Genomic DNA, 19,124 nt, shown 5'->3' on the forward strand with positions numbered 1-19,124 from the left:
AGGAGCTTGCAAGTCATGACCATCAAGGTTGGTATCAACGGCTTTGGCCGCATCGGGCGCAACGTGCTGCGCTCGGCCGTGCAGAACTTCGCTGGCGAGATCGAAATCGTCGCCATCAACGACCTGCTGGAGCCGGATTACCTGGCCTACATGCTGAGCTACGACTCCGTGCACGGTCGCTTCAAGGGCGACGTGAAGGTCGAAGGCAACACGTTGATCGTCAACGGCAAGAAGATCCGCCTGACCCAGGAACGCGATCCGGCCAACCTGAAGTGGGACGAAGTCGGCGCCGACGTCGTCATCGAATCCACCGGCCTGTTCCTCGACAAGACCACCGCGCAGAAGCACCTCGATGCGGGCGCGAAGAAGGTCGTGCTGTCGGCGCCGTCGAAGGACGACACGCCGATGTTCGTCTACGGCGTGAACCACGCCAAGTACAACGGCGAGGCGATCGTCTCCAACGCGTCGTGCACCACCAACTGCCTGGCGCCGCTCGCCAAGGTCCTGAACGACAAGTGGGGCATCAAGCGCGGCCTGATGACCACCGTGCACGCAGCCACCGCGACGCAGAAGACCGTCGATGGTCCGTCCAACAAGGACTGGCGCGGCGGCCGCGGCATCCTCGAGAACATCATTCCGTCCAGCACCGGTGCGGCGAAGGCCGTCGGCGTGGTGATCCCGGAACTCAACAAGAAGCTCACCGGCATGGCGTTCCGCGTGCCGACCTCCGACGTGTCGGTGGTCGACCTGACCGTCGAGCTGGAGAAGTCCGCCACCTACGCCGAGATCTGCGCGGAGATGAAGGCGCAGTCGGAAGGCGCGCTGAAGGGCATCCTCGGCTACACCGAAGACAAGGTCGTCGCGACCGATTTCCGCGGCGACGTGCGCACGTCGATCTTCGACGCCGAAGCCGGCATCGCGCTCGACGGCACTTTCGTCAAGCTGGTCAGCTGGTACGACAACGAGTGGGGCTACTCCAACAAGTGCCTCGAGATGGTCAAGGTCGTCGCCGCCAAGTAAGGCGCGACGCGTTTGTGTATCGACAAGGGCCGGCATTGCCGGCCCTTGTTTTTTGCGCCACGGAACCCCAATTGCACGGCATGAACGACACGCGCGAATCCGACGGACTCACCGAGCAGCACCTGGCGACGCTGGTCGATCGCTTCTACGAGAAGGTCCGCGCCGATCCCGAACTCGGTCCCGTCTTCAACGCCGCCATCGACGACTGGCCCGAGCACCAGCGGATGCTCACCGCGTTCTGGTCGTCGGTCGCGCTCGGCACGCGCAGTTATCGTGGCAATCCGATGTCGGCGCATCGCCCGCATCCGATCCGGGTCGAACACTTCGATCGCTGGCTGTCGCTGTGGCGCGCAACCGCCGCGGAAGTACTGCCGGTCGAACACGTGGATCGCGTGTGCGGCTATGCGGAGAAGATCGGCTACAGCCTGCGTTACGGCCTGGGCCTGATGGACAAGGCGGGTGCGCGGCCGCTCGGACTGCCGATGGCGTGACCGTCGGCGCCGGATTTTTTCCGGTGCGCCGCGTATTGCATTGAGCCGGCCTTTCCCGGAGGCTGCGGTCCAGATGGGCTGGGGGATGGCCATACCGCCGACCGGCGGAAACCCCGGCCCGGGGGCACCGGATGGAAGGCTTGCTGGTCCTGCTTGGACTTGCCGTACTCGCCGTACCCGTTCTTCTGATCGTCGCGCTGGTCTCGCTCGGTGGAGTGAAGACGAGGCTCGACGATGTCGAGCGCCAGCTCCACGAGCTTCGCAACGCGCCCGTCGCACGTGGCGATGAAGGTGCGCTGGCCGGCCTGAAGGCCCGGGCCGCCGATCTCGAACGCCAGGTCGAAGCGCTGTGGCGTCTGGTGTCCCCGGGGCGCGCCGAAGCGACGACGCCCCTGCGCGAACCGCCCGCGCAGCGTCGCGCGCCCGAGCCGCCCGTCGCGGAGCCGCCTGCGCCGGAAGCGGTGCAGCCGACCGCGCCACCCGCGCGGGATGTTCCGCCGCCGCTTCCGTTCGAAACGCCCGCGCCTCGCACCGACATTCCGCGCGCCGAAGCACCGCGCCCGCGCAGGCCGCGCGACGAGCCCGCGCGACCCGATCCGGTCACCGTCGCAGTGCGCGCGGTGAAGCACTGGTTCATGACCGGCAACGTGCCGGTCAAGATCGGCATCCTCGTGCTGTTCGCAGGTGTCGCCTCGCTGCTGAAGTACGCGAGCGACCAGGGCTGGATGCGCATGCCGATCGAACTGCGCCTGGCCGGCATCGCGGCTGCCGCGCTGGCCGCGCTGGTGTTCGCGTGGCGCAAGCGCGAGAGCCATCGCAGCTTCGCGCTGAGCCTGCAGGGCGGCGCCATCGGCATCCTGCTGCTGACGGTGTTCGCCGCATTCAAGCTTTACGGGTTGCTGCAGGCGGGGCCAGCGTTCGCGTTGAGCCTCGTGCTGATCGCCGGCGCGGGCGCGCTGGCGGTCCTGCAGAACGCGAAGGCGCTCGCGATCTTTGCGTTGCTCGCCGGCTTCCTCGCGCCGATATGGCTGTCGACCGGCAGCGGCAACCACGTCGCGCTGTTCTCGTACTACGCCGCGCTCAACTTGGCGATCCTCGGCGTGGCCTGGTGGAAGTCGTGGCGCGTGCTGAGCGTCCTTGGCTTCGTCTTCACCTTCGGCATCGGTGCGCTGTGGGGCGCTTACGACTACACGCCGGAGAAGTTCGCCAGCACCGAACCGTTCCTGCTGCTGTTCTTCGCGCTGTATCTGGTGATCCCGTTGCTGCATGCGCGTCATCAGCCGGAGAGCCGGCGCGGTCTGGTCGAAGGTTGCCTGGTGTTCGGCATGCCGCTGGTCGCATTCGCGCTGCAGGCGGGACTGTTGCAGGGCGAACGCCTGCCACTGGCCTTCAACGCGCTCGGCCTCGCCGCGATCTACGCCGTGCTGGCGTGGTGGTTGCGACGTCGCGAAGGCTACGCCGCACTGATGCCGATGTACGCGCTGCTCGCGTTCGGATTCGCCACGCTGGCGGTGCCGCTGGCCTTGTCGGCTCGAGCGACGGCGAGCGTGTTCGCACTCGAGGGCGCGGCGCTGGTGTGGCTCGGCCTGCGCCAGCAGCGCATGCTCCCGCAGCTGGGCGGCGCGCTGCTGCAACTGCTCGCGGCGCTCGCGTTCGCTTCCGGCGATACGGCAGCGGGCGATGCGCCCATCGCCAATCCAGTGTTCATGAGCGCGCTGCTGATCGCGCTCGCCGGTTTCGCCAGTGCCTGGAACTACCGCCGCCGGGACGAGGATGGGAGTGCGCTCGCGTTCCCGTACTACCTGTGGGGGTTGGCATGGTGGATCGGGCTGGCCGTGAACGAAGTGGGCCGGTTCGTGCCCCATGAGCACCGCGTCGATGTGCTCTTCGTCTTCGCCGCGGTCACCGGCTGGCTAGCCGCGGAAGTGCAGCGTCGCCGCGCGGCCACCGCGCTGATCGCGACCGCACTGGCCGCGCTGGCCGCGGCCGCGCCGGCCGCACTGATGCAGGACAGCGTGCACGAGCATCCCTTCGGCGGTTACGGTGCGTGGGCGTGGCTGGTGTATGCGGTGCTGGGCGTGCGCACGCTGGTATGCCTGCGTCGCAGTGAGCATCCGCTCGCATCATGGGCGCAGTTCGTGTGGCTGCTGGTGTGGCCGCTGGTGCTGTCGCTGATGTTCGACTGGCTGAGCGCACGTTATGGACTCGCCGGTGGCTGGCGCGTCCTCGGCCTCGTGTTCCCGTGGTGCATGCTCGCGGCGCTGAGCCTGTTCCGCTGGCCGTGGCTGTGCACGCCGCTGGGCGAACAGTTCGATGCGTATCGCGGCGCCTTGCAGGCGACCTGCTTCGCGGTGCTGTCGCTGGCGTGGGTGTTCGCGCTGTTCATGGCCGACAGCGGTGCGCCGCTGCCGTGGATTCCGCTGCTCAATCCGCTCGAACTGGCGCAGCTCGCGATCCTGGTGCTGGTCGCATGCTGGCTGTGGTCCGACGACGCGCCAGAAACGCTGCGCCGCGTGCGTCCGCTGGGGCTGTCGCTGGCAGGCTTCCTGCTCGTGACCGCGAGCGTGCTTCGCACCGTGCATCACTGGGGCAGCATCGCGTGGAGCGATGGCCTGCTGTCGACCAGCCTCGCGCAGACCAGCCTCAGCGTGACGTGGAGCGTGCTCGGCGTGCTCGGCTGGGTGATCGGCTCGCGGCGCGGCCAGCGCGGTCTGTGGCTTGCCGGCGCGGTGCTGATGGGCGTGGTGCTGGCCAAGCTGCTGCTGGTGGATCGCAGCAATCTCGGCAACGTGCTCGGCATCGCGTCGTTCATCGCCTACGGGTTGCTGTGCACGGTCGTGGGTTACATCGCGCCGGTGCCGCCGCGCCGCGAGGAATCGGAATCCGCCGAGGGCGAACCTGCATGAAGAAGCTCCTGTGGCTCCTGATGGTTCCGCTCGCCGCGAACGCGGGCAGCGACTACGCGCGCCAGTGGCCGTTGCAGCTGGAAACGCCGGATGCGGGCGCGTATCGCGTCGTGCTGGACGAAACGGTCTATCGGCAGTTGCAGTCGCCCACGCTGGCCGACCTCGACGTGCTCGACGCGCAGGGGCGACCCGTGCCGACCGCGCTGATCGATCCAGTCGTGCCGGAAGCACCGCGTGCCCGTGCGGTCGAGCTCCCGTGGTTTCCGCTGCCTGCAGGTCGCGAATCGAGCGACATCGCCTCGATCAGCGAGATCGCCACCGATGGCAGCCTGCGTCGCGTCGAATGGCGCACGGCTACGAGCGATGGCGCGGCCGGCGGATTCCTGCTCGACGCGAGCCAGCTCGATGCGCCGATCCATGCACTTCGCGTGCAATGGACGGCAGGACAGGCGCCGTTCGACCTCGCCGTGCGTGTGAGCGCATCCGACGATCTGCGCGACTGGCGCACCGTCGCCGACGACGCGCATCTGGTCGAACTGGAGAATGCGGGCCGGCGTGTGCTGCGCGACCGCATCGAACTCTCGCCGGCGAAAGCCCGCTATCTGCGCGTGATGCCGCTGGATCCGCGCGCGCGTCCGCTGCAGGTAAATGCGGTTACGGCCGAACTCGACGCGCCTGCGGTCGCCTTGGACTGGCAATGGCGCACGCTGCAGGGAACGCGCGTCGAGGCCGCCGACAAGTCGGTGCATTACGAATTCCAGCTCGACGGTCGTTTCCCCGTCGTGCTGGCCGACATCTCACTGCCGGGCAACAGCAGCGGCGAATGGCGGCTGCAGGCGCGCGAGGACGCGAGTGCGCCGTGGCGCGACGTCGCGCCGCCGTGGATGGCGTATCGCCTCGAACAGTCCGGGCAGAGCGAAGCATCGCCACCGCAATCGCTGTCCGGTGTGCATCGCGACCGTCTGTGGCGGCTGACACCGCGCGGCGGTGCGGGTGTCACCGACGTGCCGCAGCTGCGCCTGGGGTATCGCCCGGAAGCGCTGGTCTTCGTCGCGCAGGGAGCGGAACCATTCGCCCTCGTCGCCGGCAGCGCACGCGCGCATCGCGCCGAAGCGCCGCTGGGCGGGATGATCGATGCGATGCGCGCCAAGCGCGGCATGCAATGGCAGCCGGCACGCGCGACGTTGCACGCATCGACCGTGCTGGGCGGCGACGAGGCACTCGCACCTGCGCCCAGGCCGCGCGACTGGAAGACCTGGCTGCTGTGGGGCCTGCTTGTGGCGGGCGCGGTGCTGGTGGGCGGCTTCGCGGTCAGTCTGCTGCGTCGCTCGTGACGTTGCATGGCGTGCCGCTGACGGCACGCCATGCGCGCAGGATCAGAACGCCGCGTCGAATGCCACTTCGCCTTCGACGCCGACCTGGTACGCCGACACGCGGCGTTCGAAGAAGTTGGTCACTTCCTGCACGTCCTGCAGATCCATGAACGCGAACGGATTGCTTGCGCCGAAATGGCGCGGCATTCCCAGCTGCACCAGTCGCTGGTCAGCGCAGTACTGCAGGTACTGGCGCATGTCCTTCGGCGACAGGCCGGCGACGCCGCCGGACAGCACGTCCTGCGCGAACTGCATCTCGCATTCGACCGCCTCTTCAAGCATGCGCACGACCTGCGCCTTAAGCTCGTCGTCGAACAGCTCCGGCTCCTCGCTGCGCGCGGTGCGGATCACTTCGAACGCAAACGCCATGTGGCAGCTTTCGTCGCGGAACACCCAGTTCGTGCCCGACGCCAGTCCATGCAGCAGTCCGCGCGAGCGCAGGTAGTACACGTAGGCGAACGCGGCGAAGAAGAACAGGCCTTCGATGCAGCAGGCGAAGCAGATCAGGTTGAGCAGGAACTGGCGACGCTGCGCGGTGGTCTCGATGCGCGACAGGCCCTGGATCGAGTCGATCCACTTGAAGCAGAACTCGGCCTTGGCGCGAATCGACGGAATGTTCTCCACCGCATCGAACGCCTTCGCGCGCGCGACCGGATCGGGCAGGTAGGTGTCGAGCAGGGTGAGGTAGAACTGCACGTGCAGCGCTTCCTCATACAGCTGGCGCGACAGGTACATGCGCGCTTCCGGCGCGTTGATGTGCTGGTAGAGGTTCAGCACCAGGTTGTTCGCGACGATGGAATCGCCGGTGGCGAAGAACGCGACGAGGCGTTCGATCAGGTGGCGCTCGGCCGGGCCGAGCTTGTGCTTCAGATCGTTGACGTCGAGCGAGAAATCGACTTCCTCGACCGTCCACGTGTTGCGGATCGCATCGCGGTACATCTCGTAGAACTGCGGATAACGCATCGGCCGCAGCGTGAGGTCGAAGCCGGGGTCGAGCAGGTGGGACTGTGTCATTACGGATCCTTGGAGTGACCCTCTCCCCTTGTGGGAGAGGGTGGCGCGCAGCGCCGGGAGAGGGCGCGCGCAGCGCGGGAGAAGGGCGCCAGGGGAGGGATCGCTCGGCGTTCTAGGGGAGGGATGCCTCGCGTCCCCTCTCCCTGGCGCCTTCGGCGCCTGTCCCTCTCCCGCAAGGGGAGAGGGAAGAAATCACTGGCAGGCCTCGCACGCCTCGGGATTCTCCAGCGAGCACGCCACGGCTTCGACCGGCGTGTACTCGGGTTTCGGCGTTTGCGCAGCGGTACCGCTGACCGTCGCCTTGGCGATCTTCGTCGCCGGGCGCGAGCGCAGGTAGTAGGTCGTCTTCAGCCCCTTCTTCCACGCGTACATGTACATCGACGACAGCTGGCCGATGTTCGGGCTTTCGATGAAGAGGTTCAGCGACTGGCTCTGGTCGATGAACGCGCCGCGCTCGGCGGCCATGTCGATCAGCGAACGCATCGGCAGCTCCCACGCCGTGCGATAGACCGCGCGCAGCGATTCGGGGATCGCATCGATGCCCTGGATCGAACCCTCGGTCATCTTGATGCGGTCGCGCAGTTCCGGCGTCCACAGTCCGAGCGCCTTCAGCTCTTCGACGAGGTAACGGTTGACCACGAGGAAGTCGCCCGACAACGTCTCGCGCTTGAACAGGTTCGACACCTGCGGCTCGATGCATTCGTAGCAGCCGGCGATGGACGCAATCGTCGCGGTCGGCGCGATCGCGATCAGCAGCGAATTACGCAGGCCGTTCTCGGCGATGCGCGCACGCAGCGCATTCCAGCGATCGTCGTCCTCCGGCGTCACACCCCAGGCTTCGAACTGCAGCTCGCCCTGCGCCGCGCGCGTGTCCTCGAAGCCCGGATGGCGGCCGCGCTCCATCGCCAGTTCGTTGGACGCCGACAGCGCGTGGAAGTAGATCGCCTCGGCGATCTTCTTCGACAGTGCGCGCGCGGCATCTGAATCGAACGGAAGGCGCAGCTTGAAGAACACGTCCTGCAGGCCCATCACACCGAGGCCGACCGGACGCCATTTCAGGTTCGCGCGGCGCGCGGTTTCGATCGGGTAGTAGTTCAGGTCGATCACGCGGTCGAGCTGGCGTACGGCCAAGCGCACGGTCTCGGCCAGCTTGTCGAAGTCGAAACGGCCAGCCTCGCCGTGCAGCGGACCGTCGTCGAAGAGCTCGACGTGGTGCGACAGGTTGATCGAACCGAGGTTGCACACTGCCGTTTCGTCCTGCGAGGTGACTTCGAGGATCTCCGTGCACAGATTCGACAGGTGTACGACGTTGCCGTCGCGCAGGGTCTGGTTGCAGGCGCGGTTGGACTTGTCCTTGAAGTTCATCCAGCCGTTGCCGGTTTGCGCCAGCGTGCGCATCATCCGCGCGTACAGGTCGCGCGCCTTGACCTTCTTCACCGCCAGGCCCGCGACTTCCGCGGCGTGGTAGGCGCGGTCGAACGCTTCGCCCCACAGGTCGGTCAGCTGCGGCACCTTGGCCGGATCGAACATCGACCACTCGCCGTCGGCTTCGACGCGGCGCATGAATTCGTCCGGGATCCAGTTGGCGAGGTTGAGGTTGTGCGTGCGGCGCGCTTCGTCGCCGGTGTTGTCGCGCAGCTCGAGGAATTCCTCCATGTCCGCGTGCCACGGTTCCAGGTACACGCAGGCCGCGCCCTTGCGCTTGCCGCCCTGGTTCACCGCTGCGACGGAGGCGTCGAGCGTCTTCAACCACGGCACGATGCCGTTGGACAGGCCGTTGGTCGAACGGATGAGCGAGCCGCGCGAACGGATGCGCGTGTACGACAGGCCGATGCCGCCGCTGAACTTGCTCAGCTTCGCCACGTCCATGTAGCGCTTGTAGATGCTTTCCAGCGAGTCCTCTGGCGAGTCGAGCAGGAAGCAGCTCGACAGCTGTTCGTGCGTGGTGCCCGAGTTGAACAGCGTCGGCGAGGACGGGATGTAGTCCAGCTGCGCCATGCGCCGATACAGCGCCAGCGCCTCGTTGACGTCCTCGCTCAACGCGCAGGCGATGCGCAGGAAGAACTGCTGCGGCGTCTCGATCACCGTGCGCGCGGTCGGATGGCGCAGCAGGTAGCGGTCGTACAGCGTGCGCAGGCCGAAGTAGTCGAAGCGCTGGTTCAACGAGGGATCGATCGCGTCGTTGAGCTTGCGCGCGTTGGCCTGCACGAACGTCAGCAGGCGGTCGTTGATGAGGCCCAGTTCGTGCCCGCGCTGCACCGACTGCGAGAACGCATGGATCTCAAGCCCCGCGACTTCCTTCTCGATCACGCCGGCGAGCAGGCGCGCGGCGAGGCGGCCGTACTCGGGCTCCTCGGCGGTGAGCAGTGCGGCGGTGCGGATCGACAGTTCGTCCAGCTCGCGCGTGCTTGCGCCGTCGTAGAGGCCGGAGATGGTGCGCGTGGCCACGCGCATCGGATCGACCGCGAACAGGCCTTCGCCGTTGCGCGTCACCGCGCGCACGATCTTGTTGAGGTCGACCGGTTCGCGACGGCCGCTGCGCTTGGTCACCGTCATGGTGACGTTGGCGGCGGGCGGGGTCAGGGCGAAGCCCGGCGACGGCTCGGCGTCGCGGTTCGACGCGGCGGCGGGCGCCGCGACGGCGGACGCTTCGGTGATGGCATTCATGGCGGACTCCAGTGCGTGGGCGCACGTCTGGCCGTCCTCTCCCTCGAAGGACGACGCGGGCGCGGGGCCATCAGCATGGAAACGGGGTGTCGCGCAGCCCGAGACGGACCGGCGCGGCGACGGCGGAAACCGTCACCGGATGCGACACCGACCGTCTTCCCTCCGAAGACTCCCTGGCCGGTCACCACGCGGTGTGCAACGCGCGGCTGTCGGCAGGTCTTCGGGCTCGGGACCAGACGCGCACGTGTGCCGCGTCGCCTACCGGTGGCCGCTTCCCAGGCGTGACGCCCAGTGCCAAGGCCACTTTCGTTTCCCATACCGCTGCGGGGCAGCGCCGGCCTTGGAGGCGATGCCTTTGCATCGCGTCCGCACCGGCTTCCCTTTTAATCCGACCCGTAGGTCGGCACCGACGGCCACAACATAGTGGGGGCTGTCGGATCCGTCAACGCAAAATCTTGTGGATAACCGCAGATTCGGCACGTCGTTCGATTTGCCCGTGCGTGACTCGCGGGGGACAATGCACGGCCCGACGGACGCGAAACGTGCGGCCCGCCGACCTCCCGATCACCCCCCATCCGACCCTTCCCCGCGGAAGGGCAGCAGAGGAAGCACCCATGTCCATCGTCCGCATGTCCGACCTCGATCTCGCCGGCAAGCGCGTGTTGATCCGCGAAGATCTCAACGTGCCGATCGATTCCGGCCGCATCACCTCCGAGCAGCGCATCACCGCGTCCCTGCCGACGATGAAGCTGGCGCTGGAGAAGGGCGCGGCGGTGATGGTCACCTCGCACCTGGGCCGTCCGAAGGAAGGCACCTGGACGCAGGAGGATTCGCTCGCGCCGGTGGCCAAGCGCCTGTCGGAGCTGCTCGGCATCGACGTGCCGCTGGTGAAGGACTGGGTCGATGGCGTGGACGTGAAGCCGGGCCAGCTGGTGCTGCTCGAAAACTGCCGCATGAACGTCGGCGAGGCCAAGGACGACGAAGCGCTGTCGAAGAAGTACGCCGCGCTGTGCGACGTGTATGTCATGGACGCTTTCGGCACCGCGCACCGCGCGCAGGCGTCCACGCACGGCGCGCTGCGTTTCGCCAAGGTCGCCGCCGGCGGCCCGCTGTTGATGGCCGAACTCGACGCGCTCGCCAAGGCGCTCGACAACCCGGCGCGCCCGCTGCTCGCCATCGTCGCCGGCTCCAAGGTGTCGACCAAGCTGGAACTGCTGGCCTCGCTGGTGTCCAAGGTCGACCAGCTGATCGTCGGCGGCGGCATCGCCAATACCTTCATCGCCGCGATGGGCCACGGAGTGGGCAAGTCGCTGGTCGAGAACGACCTGATCGACACCGCGAAGAAGATCATGGCCGACGCGAAGGCGCGCGGCGCCGACATCCCGGTGCCGACCGACGTCGTGGTCGCGCCGGCCTTCGCCGCCGACGCGCCGGCGACGGTCAAGGCGGTCGACGCGGTCGGCGCGGACGACATGATCCTCGACATCGGCCCGCAGACCGCCGCGCGCTACGCCGAGTTGATCAAGGCCGCCGGCACGGTGGTGTGGAACGGTCCGGTCGGCGTGTTCGAGTTCGACGCGTTCAGCAAGGGCACGGAAACGCTGGCGCGCGCCATCGCCGCGAGCAAGGCGTTCTCCATCGCCGGCGGCGGCGACACGCTCGCGGCCGTGGACAAGTACGGCATCGAACGCGACGTGTCCTACATCTCCACCGGCGGCGGCGCGTTCCTGGAATTCCTGGAAGGCAAGGAACTGCCGGCCGTGGCGGCGCTGAAGGCACGCGCGAAGTAACGATCCCCATGTTCTTCCCTCTCCCATTGAGGGAGAGGGACAGGCCGCCGCAGGCGGCCAGGGAGAGGGGTAAGGCTGTCGAACACGCCGCTTAGCGGCTCCCCTCTTCCGCCCTTCGGGCACCTTCTCCCGCGAGGGGAGAAGGAAAATCTTCGTGAGGAAACGGACACGTAATGGCCACGCTCTTCTTCGACATGGACGGAACGCTGATCGACTCGGCGGTCGGCATCACGCGCTGCGTCGAACACGCGCTGGTGAAGATGGGCCTGCCGGTACCGGCCGAATCCGAACTGCGCCGCTGGATCGGTCCCGCGCTGCGCACCAGCTTCGGCCCGCTGCTCAACGATGAAGCGCGCGTCGAAGAAGCGGTGCTGCACTACCGCGATCGCTTCGAGAGCCACGGCTGGGCCGAGCACGAGGTCTACGACGGCATCGGCGAGACCATCGAATCGCTGCATGCCGCCGGGCATCGCCTCGCGGTCGTCACGGCGAAGAACGAACCGCATGCGCGCAAGATCGTCGACCACCTGCCGTTCGGACACGTCTTCCTCGACGTCGTCGGCGCCACGCTCGACGGACGCATCAGCCACAAGGACCAGCTCATCGCCGAGGCGCTGCGACGCTTCGACCTCCCGCCCGATGCGTGCTGGATGATCGGCGACCGGCGCATGGACATCGAAGGCGCGCGCCACCACGGCATGCGCAACGTCGGCGTACTGTGGGGCTTCGGCGGCGAGGACGAACTGCGCCAGGCCGGCGCGCTGCACCTGGCGTCCTCGCCGCGCGACCTGCCGGCGCTGCTCGCGGCCTGACCCGCGTCACGTTTGCGCGCGGCCGGTCGGCTGCGCCCGGCGTGCGCGGCCTTGCGGCGCTGGTGGTCTGCTTTCGGCCGGGGGTTTTCAGACCACTTCGACGGATGCGCCGCGGTATGGCGGGGCTGCGGAAGCGTTCAATCCGAAAACATGGGGAGCTGTGCTAGCGTCGCGAGGTTATTTGGACATGCACTCGATGACGACCAGACGCCGCACCAAGATCCTCGCCACCCTCGGCCCGGCCACCGATCCGCCGGGCGTGCTGGATGCACTCCTCACCGCCGGTGTCGATGTCGTCCGGCTCAACTTCTCCCACGGCGATCCGTCCTCGCAGATCGCGCGCGCCGAAGCAGTGCGCGAGGCCGCGCAGCGTGTCGGCGTGGAGGTCGGCATCCTCGCCGACCTGCCGGGTCCGAAGATCCGTATCGAGCGCTTCGCCGAAGGCCGCGTGCTGCTCAAGACCGGCGACCGCTTCGATCTCGTCGCCAGCACCGACGCACCGCCGGGCAACCTGCGCGAGGTCGGCGTGAGCTACCTCGGCCTGCCCAACGACGTGCGCCCCGGCGATGTGCTGCTGCTCGACGACGGCCTGCTGCAACTGCGCGTGGGCGCGGTCGAAGGCGAGCGCATCGTCACCACCGTGCTCAACGACGGCGTGCTGTCGGACCGCAAGGGGCTAAACAAGCTCGGCGGCGGTCTGTCGCTGGGTGCGCTGACCGAGCGCGACAAGGAGCTGATCAAGGTCGCGGCCGAACTGGGCGCGGACTTCATCGCCGTGTCGTTCTGCCGCAATGCCGCCGACATGAACGAAGCGCGCCGCATCGCGCGCGAGAACGGCAGCGACGCCGCGCTCGTGGCGAAGGTCGAGCGTGCCGAAGCGATCGAGAACCTGTCGGAGATCGTCGACGCCAGCGACGTGGTGATGGTCGCGCGCGGCGACCTGGGCGTGGAGATCGGCGACGCCGAGCTTCCCGGCCTGCAGAAGAAGATCATCCGCGAGGCGCTGGAGCGCAACAAGGTCGTCATCACCGCCACGCAGATGCTGCAGTCGATGGTGGACAGCCCGATCCCGACGCGCGCGGAAGTGCTCGACGTCGCCAACGCCGTCATCGACGGTACCGACGCGGTGATGCTGTCGCAGGAATCCGCCGCCGGCCGCTATCCGGTCAAGGCCGTGGAAGCGATGGCGCGCATCTGCCTCGGCGCCGAACGCCAGTTCAACCACGACACCGATTTCGAGGCCGCGCCGCGCAACCTCGAACGCGCCGACCAGGCCATCGCGATGGCTGCGATGTTTCTGTCCGAGCACATCGGCGTGCGCGCGATCATCGCCATGACCGAGTCCGGCGGCACCGCGCGCTTCCTCTCGCGTTTCCGTTCGCAGGTGCCGATCTACGCGCTGTCGCGCCACGACGGCGCGCGTCGCCGCATGGGCCTCATGCGCGACGTGGTGGCGCACGATTTCGACAGCCGTGGCCTGACCTCGCGCGACGCCGCACGCAAGGCGGTGAAGTCGCTGTTCGACCAGAACCTGCTCAGCGCCGGCGACCGCGTGATGTTCACCAGCGGCGACCACATGGAGCAGCTCGGCGCGACCAACACCCTGCGCCTGCTGCAGGTCGGCGAGGGCGGAACGGCGGAAGGGCTGGGCGAGCTGTAAGCTCGCCCGATCCGAAATGGAACGCCTGGGGAGGCGTGCATGACAAGGACGAATGCCTACAGCCTGCTGTGCATGATCATCCGTGCGGTGGCGGTGTGGTCGCTGGGCAAAGTGGCCCTCTCCATCCCGGGCATGCTCATCGCGGTGCGTGAGTCGCCTTCATCCGGGTTTGGCCCGGGCTGGCTTCTTGCCTCCATCGGGCTGGAAGTGCTGATCATCGCGGCGCTGTGGCTGTTCGCGGACAAGCTGGCGAAGCTCGCCCTCACGCGGCCACAGGAGGTGGCGTTCGAAAGCAGCATGGATCCGGCGACCTGGTTGGGTCTGCTGTTGTCGGCGATCGGCGCCTGGTTTTTCTTCGGGGGCGTGGTCACCGCTTTCTACATGGCGGTGCGATGGTTCGTGGTGATACGCATGTACCGCGAGTACGGCGCGATGGACGCGGACACCTTTGCCAACATTGCGTCGACGGTGCTGGAAATCGGGCTCGGCGCGCTGCTGGTCCTGCGCGGTCAGGGCCTGTCGCGCTGGATCCACCGCATGCGCTACGGCGTCGAGCAGGCGCCGGCCGAACCAACGGCCTGAAAACGCATACATCCCAAGTGGTATTGAAATTCGGGGTGCGTGGTCTGCAAGTGTTTGATTTCAGGTCGCGTTGACCGGCCGCTGCCGGATCAAGGCGGCTATAATGCTGGGCTTCCCACCGCTCCCGCAGGACGACCCATGAGCATCGAACAGCTTGCCGAAACCGCCTTGGCCATGGTGGCCCCGGGCAAGGGCATCATCGCCATCGACGAGTCGGGCGCGACCTGCGCCAAGCGTTTCGCCGGCGTCGGCATCGAGAACACCGAAGAGAACCGCCGTCGTTACCGTGAGCTGCTGCTCACCACGCCGAAGCTGAGCGACTACATCTCCGGTGCGATCCTGTTCGACGAGACCATCCGCCAGTCCACCAGCGATGGCGTGCCGTTCGCCAAGTACATGGCCGACAACGGCATGATCCCGGGCATCAAGGTCGACAAGGGCACGCACAACCTGGCCGGTTTCCCGGGCGAGGTGGTGACCGAGGGCCTGGACGGCCTGCGTGCGCGCCTGGAGGAGTACTACAAGCTCGGTGCGCGTTTCGCCAAGTGGCGCGCGGTGATCAACATCGGCGATGACATCCCGTCGGGCACCTGCATCGACGCCAACACCCACGCGCTGGCCCGCTACGCCGCGCTGTGCCAGGAGCAGGGCCTGGTGCCGATGGTGGAGCCGGAAGTGATCATGGACGGCAGCCACGACATGGAAACCTGCTACGAGGTCACCGAGGTCACGCTGCGTTCGCTGTTCGCCTCGCTGTACGAGCACAACGTGCTGCTGGAAGGCACCATCCTGAAGGCCTCGATGGTCGTGCCGGGCACCACGAGCGGCGACACCCACGACTTCGAAGAAGTCGCCGCCGCCACCCTGCAGTGCCTGAAGTCCACCGTGCCGGCCACGCTGCCGGGCATCGTGTTCCTGTCGGGTGGTCAGTCGGACGAAGCCGCCACCGCGCACCTCAACTCGATGAACCAGATGGGTCCGAACCCGTGGCCGCTGTCGTTCTCGTACGGCCGCGCCATGCAGGCCGCCGCGCTGAAGCTGTGGTCGCAGGACCTGGTGAACAACTTCGCCAAGGCCCAGCAGACCGTGTACGAGCGCGCCCGCGACAACGGCCTGGCCGCGCTGGGCCAGTGGAAGCAGGCCGCGTAAGCGAACCGCTCCCTCGCGTCACGAAGAAAAGCCGGCCTCGCGCCGGCTTTTCTTTTGCGTGTCCGGCCTCCCATGCACGCGATCCGGACAGATCGTGCAAACCATCGGCATGCCGGTGAATGGCCTTCACGTCGCGTCGCCACGACCATCGGCGTACTATCGGTCCGCAAGCGTTTTCTCGTGCAGCTATGGAGCAGTCCATGGAATCGCCACACGAGCAGTCCGCAAAAAGCCGGGAGCGCGTCGCGTTCCTGTTGTTGACGGCAGTGGTGTTCCCGCTGCTGACCGTGATGATCGTGGCCGGATACGGTTTCCTGGTCTGGATCTGGCAGATGTTCGCCGGGCCGCCGACGGGGCACTGAGCCATGTCCGCCGCGCCCGATTCCTCCCGTCGCGCGCTCCTGTTCGGCCGTCGTGCCGCGGTCGCGCCGTTGCGTCCGCCGTGGGCGCTGGACGAAAACGACTTCATCGACGCCTGCACCACCTGTGATGCGTGCGTGCAGAAGTGCCCCGAGCGCGTGCTGGTGCGTGGCGCGGGCGGTTATCCCGTGTTCGACCCGGGACTGGGCGAATGCACGTTCTGCGGCGAATGCGAATCCGCGTGCGAACCGCGCGCGCTCGATCGCACCCGCAGGGATGACGCGTGGTCGCTGCGCGCCGTTGCCGGCGACGCCTGCCTGCCGCGCCACGGCGTGGTGTGTTCGAGCTGTCGCGATGCGTGCCCAGAGCGCGCCATCGCGTTCCCGCTGACCACGCGCGTGCCGCTTCCCGCGATCGACACCGCGCACTGCACTGGCTGCGGTGCCTGCGTCGGCGTGTGCCCGGTCGATGCGATCTCCCTTGCCGCGCGCGCCACGGAGGCCGCATGAAATCCGCCGTCGAAGACGTCCACATCGCCAGTTTCGTCGTGCAGCACCGCGCGGAGGCCGCCGATGCGATGGCCGCGCACATCGCCGGCAGCGACGACATGGAGCTGGCCCTGCGCGGCGAATTCCGCAGCGTCGTGCTGTGCGAATGCGACAACCAGTACCTCGTGATGGACCGCATCGAAGCGCTGCGCGCGCTGCCCGGCGTGCTCAACGTGTCGCTGGTCTACCACCACGCCGAACCGGGCGAATCGCTCGACGCACCGGTGTCATCCGCCCCCTCGTCCGGAGCCAAGCCATGACCACACGTCGCGAGTTCATCCGCAACACCGCCGTCGCCACCGCGGCCGCGGCGGCCGGCATGTCGTTGCCGGGCGATGCGGCCAACGTGATCACCGAGGGCGACCTCACCGCGCTGAAGTGGGACAAGGCGCCGTGCCGCTTCTGCGGCACCGGCTGCGGCGTCAACGTCGCGGTCAAGAACGGCCGCGTCGTCGCCACACACGGCGACGTGCATGCCGAGGTCAACCGCGGCATCAACTGCGTCAAGGGCTATTTCCTGTCGAAGATCATGTACGGCAACGATCGCCTGACGATGCCGCTGCTGCGCAAGAAGAACGGCGCGTATGCGAAGGACGGCGAGTTCACGCAGGTGAGCTGGGACGAGGCCTTCGACGTGATGGCCGCGCAGTTCAAGCGTGTACTGAAGGAAAAGGGCGGTGACGGCATCGGCATGTTCGGCTCGGGCCAGTGGACCATCTTCGAGGGCTACGCCGCCAACAAGCTGATGAAGGCAGGCTTCCGCAGCAACCACATCGATCCGAACGCACGCCATTGCATGGCGTCGGCGGTGATGGGCTTCATGCGCACCTTCGGCATGGACGAACCGATGGGCTGCTACGACGACTTCGAGGCCGCCGACGCGTTCGTGCTGTGGGGCTCGAACATGGCCGAGATGCATCCGATCCTGTGGACGCGCGTCACCGATCGCCGGCTCGCGCATCCGCACGTGAAGGTCGCGGTGTTGTCGACGTTCGAGCACCGCAGCTTCGAGCTGGCCGACATCCCGATCGTGTTCAAGCCGCAGACCGACTTGGTCATTCTCAACTACATCGCCAACCACATCATCACCAGCGGCAAGGTCAACCGCGATTTCGTCGACAAGCACACGAGCTTCAAGCAGGGCAACGACGACATCGGCTACGGCCTGCGGCCGGAGCATCCGCTGGAAGTGAAGGCGAAGAACGCGAAGGACCCGGGCGGCGGCAAGCCGATCACGTTCGAGGAGTTCGCCGCGTTCGTGCGTCCATACACGCTCGACAAGACGGTCGAGATGACCGGCGTCGAACGCGGCTGGCTGGAGAAGCTGGCCGAGTTGTACGCCGATCCGAAGGTCAAGGTCACTTCGTTCTGGACGATGGGCTTCAACCAGCACACGCGCGGCGTGTGGGCCAACAACATGGTCTACAACATCCACCTGCTGACCGGGAAGATCGCCACGCCCGGCAACAGTCCGTTCTCGCTGACGGGCCAGCCATCGGCATGCGGCACCGCGCGCGAAGTCGGAACGTTCAGCCATCGCCTGCCCGCCGACATGCTGGTGGCCAATCCCGAACACCGCAAGCACGCCGAGGAAATCTGGAAAGTCCCGCACGGCATCATCAATCCCAAGCCTGGCTACCACGCGGTGGAGCAGAATCGTGCCCTCAAGGACGGCAAGCTCAACGCGTACTGGGTGCAGGTCAACAACAACATGCAGGCCGCGGCGAACCTGCGCGAGGAAACCTGGCCGGGCTATCGCAATCCGAAGAACTTCATCGTCGTCTCCGATGCGTATCCGACGGTGACCGCGCAGGCGGCGGACCTGATCCTGCCCGCCGCGATGTGGGTCGAGAAGGAAGGCGCGTACGGCAACGCCGAGCGTCGCACGCAGTTCTGGCACCAGCTGGTCGACGCGCCCGCGCAGGCGCGCTCGGACCTGTGGCAGCTGATGGAATTCTCCAAGCGCTTCACCACCGATGAGTGCTGGCCGGCGGAGATCCTCGCCGCCAATCCGCAGTTCAAGGGCAAGACGCTCTACGACGTGCTGTTCAAGAACGGCAACGTCGACAAGTTCCCGACTTCCGACGTCGAAGCCGGCTACGCCAACGACGAGTCGCACCACTTCGGCTTCTACGTGCAGAAGGGACTGTTCGAGGAATACGCCGCGTTCGGACGCGGCCACGGCCACGACCTCGCGCCGTTCGACGATTACCACAAGGCGCGCGGCCTGCGCTGGCCGGTGGTCAACGGCAAGGAGACGCGCTGGCGTTATCGCGAAGGCGCCGATCCGTACGTGAAGCCAGGCACCGGGTATCAGTTCTACGGCAACAAGGACGGACGCGCGGTGATCTGGGCGCTGCCGTACGAGCCCGCGGCGGAATCGCCGGACGACGATTACGACCTGTGGCTGGTGACGGGTCGCGTGCTCGAGCACTGGCATTCGGGCTCGATGACCATGCGCGTGCCGGAGCTGTACAAGAGCTTCCCGACCGCGGTGGTGTTCATGAACCCGGATGACGCGCGCAAGCGCGGACTCAAGCGCGGCGACGACGTGCGCGTGGTGTCGCGTCGCGGCGAGATGCGCACCCGCGTGGAGACGCGCGGCCGAAACCGCATGCCACCGGGCGTGGTGTTCGTGCCGTGGTTCGATGCCGGCCAGCTGATCAACAAGGTCACGCTTGACGCGACCGATCCGATCTCCAAGCAGACCGACTACAAGAAGTGCGCGGTCAAGATCCTGGGCGCATAGGAG

General features: G+C 67.1%; 15 protein-coding genes and 1 riboswitch. Of the genes, 13 read left to right on the forward strand and 2 right to left on the reverse strand.

Translation table 11 applies throughout. The annotated features are described in order from the left end of the window. The first annotated feature begins 15 nt into the window (after positions 1-15). From gap to FOF45_RS09925, 4 genes are all read left to right on the forward strand, one after another. A complete protein-coding gene (gene gap, locus FOF45_RS09910; RefSeq protein WP_158984395.1) occupies positions 16-1,020 on the forward strand; it encodes a type I glyceraldehyde-3-phosphate dehydrogenase in 1,005 nt (334 codons plus the stop codon). Positions 1,021-1,100: 80 nt separating this feature from the next. Further along, complete coding sequence (locus FOF45_RS09915; protein ID WP_158984397.1) at positions 1,101-1,511, forward strand: group III truncated hemoglobin; 411 nt, start codon at positions 1,101-1,103, stop codon at positions 1,509-1,511. A gap of 131 nt (positions 1,512-1,642) precedes the next feature. Beyond that, positions 1,643-4,417, forward strand: a complete 2,775-nt coding sequence (locus FOF45_RS09920) for a DUF2339 domain-containing protein (RefSeq protein ID WP_158984399.1) — start codon at positions 1,643-1,645, stop codon at positions 4,415-4,417. Beyond that, positions 4,414-5,751, forward strand: coding sequence for a DUF3999 domain-containing protein (locus tag FOF45_RS09925; RefSeq protein ID WP_158984401.1), 1,338 nt, complete (start codon positions 4,414-4,416; stop codon positions 5,749-5,751). Before FOF45_RS09920 ends, FOF45_RS09925 begins: the two co-directional genes overlap by 4 nt. A 42-nt stretch (positions 5,752-5,793) precedes the next feature. Here the strand turns inward: FOF45_RS09925 and FOF45_RS09930 are convergent, their stop codons facing one another. Both FOF45_RS09930 and FOF45_RS09935 read right to left on the reverse strand, forming a co-directional pair. After that, positions 5,794-6,804 carry a ribonucleotide-diphosphate reductase subunit beta gene (locus FOF45_RS09930; protein WP_158984403.1) on the reverse strand — a complete coding sequence of 337 codons (1,011 nt, stop codon included), beginning with the start codon at positions 6,802-6,804 and terminating at the stop codon, positions 5,794-5,796. 192 nt (positions 6,805-6,996) lie between these two features. After that, positions 6,997-9,360: a ribonucleoside-diphosphate reductase subunit alpha gene (locus FOF45_RS09935; protein WP_233264216.1), complete on the reverse strand. Its 2,364-nt coding sequence runs from the start codon at positions 9,358-9,360 to the stop codon at positions 6,997-6,999. A gap of 305 nt (positions 9,361-9,665) precedes the next feature. Next, a riboswitch (cobalamin riboswitch) is annotated at positions 9,666-9,897 on the reverse strand. A 188-nt stretch (positions 9,898-10,085) separates the two neighbouring features. Between FOF45_RS09935 and FOF45_RS09940 the strand changes: the two genes are divergently transcribed. The 9 genes from FOF45_RS09940 (at position 10,086) to napA (ending at position 19,121) form a co-directional block, all read left to right on the forward strand. Then, positions 10,086-11,261, forward strand: coding sequence for a phosphoglycerate kinase (locus FOF45_RS09940; protein ID WP_158984407.1), 1,176 nt, complete (start codon positions 10,086-10,088; stop codon positions 11,259-11,261). Between the two features lie 173 nt (positions 11,262-11,434). Continuing rightward, the gene (locus tag FOF45_RS09945; protein ID WP_158984409.1) at positions 11,435-12,073 is read left to right on the forward strand and encodes an HAD hydrolase-like protein; all 639 of its coding nucleotides are present in this window, start codon (positions 11,435-11,437) and stop codon (positions 12,071-12,073) included. Between the two features lie 196 nt (positions 12,074-12,269). After that, positions 12,270-13,733 carry a pyruvate kinase gene (pyk, locus tag FOF45_RS09950; protein ID WP_158984411.1) on the forward strand — a complete coding sequence of 488 codons (1,464 nt, stop codon included), beginning with the start codon at positions 12,270-12,272 and terminating at the stop codon, positions 13,731-13,733. A 72-nt stretch (positions 13,734-13,805) separates the two neighbouring features. Continuing rightward, on the forward strand, positions 13,806-14,315 hold the full coding sequence (locus FOF45_RS09955) for a hypothetical protein (RefSeq protein ID WP_158984413.1): 510 nt from the start codon (positions 13,806-13,808) through the stop codon (positions 14,313-14,315). Between the two features lie 138 nt (positions 14,316-14,453). Beyond that, on the forward strand, positions 14,454-15,464 hold the full coding sequence (locus FOF45_RS09960; protein WP_158984415.1) for a class I fructose-bisphosphate aldolase: 1,011 nt from the start codon (positions 14,454-14,456) through the stop codon (positions 15,462-15,464). A 200-nt stretch (positions 15,465-15,664) separates the two neighbouring features. Further along, a complete protein-coding gene (gene napE / locus FOF45_RS09965) occupies positions 15,665-15,826 on the forward strand; it encodes a periplasmic nitrate reductase, NapE protein (protein ID WP_158984417.1) in 162 nt (53 codons plus the stop codon). A 3-nt stretch (positions 15,827-15,829) separates the two neighbouring features. Then, positions 15,830-16,333 (forward strand): ferredoxin-type protein NapF, encoded by a 504-nt coding sequence (gene napF, locus FOF45_RS09970; protein ID WP_158984419.1) that lies wholly within the window; start codon positions 15,830-15,832, stop codon positions 16,331-16,333. Then, positions 16,330-16,632: a chaperone NapD gene (locus FOF45_RS09975; RefSeq protein WP_158984421.1), complete on the forward strand. Its 303-nt coding sequence runs from the start codon at positions 16,330-16,332 to the stop codon at positions 16,630-16,632. The genes napF and FOF45_RS09975 overlap by 4 nt, the downstream gene beginning before the upstream one ends. Further along, positions 16,629-19,121 carry a periplasmic nitrate reductase subunit alpha gene (gene napA / locus FOF45_RS09980; RefSeq protein WP_158984423.1) on the forward strand — a complete coding sequence of 831 codons (2,493 nt, stop codon included), beginning with the start codon at positions 16,629-16,631 and terminating at the stop codon, positions 19,119-19,121. The genes FOF45_RS09975 and napA overlap by 4 nt, the downstream gene beginning before the upstream one ends. The last annotated feature ends 3 nt before the right edge of the window (positions 19,122-19,124 follow it).

The sequence above is a fragment of the Lysobacter panacisoli genome (assembly GCF_009765165.1).
Classification (GTDB): domain Bacteria; phylum Pseudomonadota; class Gammaproteobacteria; order Xanthomonadales; family Xanthomonadaceae; genus Lysobacter_J; species Lysobacter_J panacisoli.

Bases quoted from the DNA above. Each gene is read 5' to 3' on its own strand.
- gap (WP_158984395.1), top strand. From the start codon at position 16: ATGACCATCAAGGTTGGTATCAACGGCTTTGGCCGCATCGGGCGCAAC.
- FOF45_RS09915 (WP_158984397.1), top strand. From the start codon at position 1,101: ATGAACGACACGCGCGAATCCGACGGACTCACCGAGCAGCACCTGGCG.
- FOF45_RS09920 (WP_158984399.1), top strand. From the start codon at position 1,643: ATGGAAGGCTTGCTGGTCCTGCTTGGACTTGCCGTACTCGCCGTACCC.
- FOF45_RS09925 (WP_158984401.1), top strand. From the start codon at position 4,414: ATGAAGAAGCTCCTGTGGCTCCTGATGGTTCCGCTCGCCGCGAACGCG.
- FOF45_RS09930 (WP_158984403.1), bottom strand. From the start codon at position 6,804: ATGACACAGTCCCACCTGCTCGACCCCGGCTTCGACCTCACGCTGCGG.
- FOF45_RS09935 (WP_233264216.1), bottom strand. From the start codon at position 9,360: ATGACGGTGACCAAGCGCAGCGGCCGTCGCGAACCGGTCGACCTCAAC.
- FOF45_RS09940 (WP_158984407.1), top strand. From the start codon at position 10,086: ATGTCCATCGTCCGCATGTCCGACCTCGATCTCGCCGGCAAGCGCGTG.
- FOF45_RS09945 (WP_158984409.1), top strand. From the start codon at position 11,435: ATGGCCACGCTCTTCTTCGACATGGACGGAACGCTGATCGACTCGGCG.
- pyk (WP_158984411.1), top strand. From the start codon at position 12,270: ATGACGACCAGACGCCGCACCAAGATCCTCGCCACCCTCGGCCCGGCC.
- FOF45_RS09955 (WP_158984413.1), top strand. From the start codon at position 13,806: ATGATCATCCGTGCGGTGGCGGTGTGGTCGCTGGGCAAAGTGGCCCTC.
- FOF45_RS09960 (WP_158984415.1), top strand. From the start codon at position 14,454: ATGAGCATCGAACAGCTTGCCGAAACCGCCTTGGCCATGGTGGCCCCG.
- napE (WP_158984417.1), top strand. From the start codon at position 15,665: ATGGAATCGCCACACGAGCAGTCCGCAAAAAGCCGGGAGCGCGTCGCG.
- napF (WP_158984419.1), top strand. From the start codon at position 15,830: ATGTCCGCCGCGCCCGATTCCTCCCGTCGCGCGCTCCTGTTCGGCCGT.
- FOF45_RS09975 (WP_158984421.1), top strand. From the start codon at position 16,330: ATGAAATCCGCCGTCGAAGACGTCCACATCGCCAGTTTCGTCGTGCAG.
- napA (WP_158984423.1), top strand. From the start codon at position 16,629: ATGACCACACGTCGCGAGTTCATCCGCAACACCGCCGTCGCCACCGCG.